We start from the raw sequence: 947 nt of genomic DNA, 5'->3' as shown, positions 1-947 counted from the left end.
TGCCGCCGGCTGCAACACCTGTGCCAGCCGCGCCGCTGCGTCTACGTCAGCCACTGAACCAGCCTGTGTGCCGTTCAACGAGGGTCTTTTCCGAGTGAACCAGGTTCATCCCGACCTGATCCATCCAAACCAACCCGCCCTTACACGAACCATCTGACACCCCCCTACGTCGCCTGCGGCTGGCGTTTGTGCAGGTAGCGGGCCAGATCGGGGTTCAAGTTCCATCCTCTCAGCTCCACAAGCTGGCCTTGGCTGCTCGGTGGCCTTCGGCCACCTTCGCCACCAGCCGCGATGCCTTCCCGGGGGGGCGACCCCCGGACCCCCGGTGTCGAGCTTTGCTCGACCTGGCCGGGGTAACAATGATCGTTATGTGGCCAGCCGTGTAGCCAAGATGCGCTATCTGTCGTCCTGGTCTTCCGCTGTGTCGTCCTCGTGCTCCTTCTCGGGTTGCGCGCCGGTGTCGGCCTCTGGTGCGCGGAAGGCCGAAGCGATACCGGATGAGTTGTATCGGTGTGGCCGACAACGCGGCCAGGGAGCGCCTGGACGCGGCGAGCCGGAATGACGATCTCAAACGCGCTCTGAGGCCGAGCAGCTCACCGCGCCGAGCAGCTCACCGCGGCGCAGCCCCATCGTGATCGCCAGAACGAACAGTGCTTCGAGCCGGTCCTCTCTGGCCACCGCCAGGAAACGACGGGCATCATCTGTGGTCAGCGTACGGCGTTCCCCGCCTGCCAGGCTCGGCGGTCGGACGGCTTTCGCGACGTTGCGGCTCACGAGATCCATCCGTTCCGCGTCGGCGAGTGCGGCCCGTAACACCGCGTGAATCTTCGCGAGGCTTGCGGGCTTCATCTGGTCACGGCGTGCAGTAGGCGGAATCAAGCGGTCAAGGCGACACATGCCTTTCCAGCAGATCGTTGAACACTTCTACCGGCTTGCGCCAGCCCAAC

The 947-nt window shown here is 64.8% G+C and carries 1 protein-coding gene; it reads right to left on the bottom strand.

What is annotated here, in order from left to right; all coding sequences use genetic code 11:
* Window positions 1-567 precede the first annotated feature (567 nt).
* On the bottom strand, window positions 568-849 hold the full coding sequence (locus MJ783_RS10965) for a hypothetical protein (RefSeq protein ID WP_239310294.1): 282 nt from the start codon (window positions 847-849) through the stop codon (window positions 568-570).
* Between the last annotated feature and the right edge of the window lie 98 nt (window positions 850-947).

This window comes from Protofrankia sp. Cj3 (assembly GCF_917627355.1).
Classification (GTDB): domain Bacteria; phylum Actinomycetota; class Actinomycetes; order Frankiales; family Frankiaceae; genus Protofrankia.
This window is presented reverse-complemented; position numbering and strand designations above follow the sequence as displayed.

What these genes read in the sequence shown, in the direction of transcription:
- MJ783_RS10965 (WP_239310294.1), bottom strand. Translation starts at nt 849, where the DNA reads ATGAAGCCCGCAAGCCTCGCGAAGATTCACGCGGTGTTACGGGCCGCA.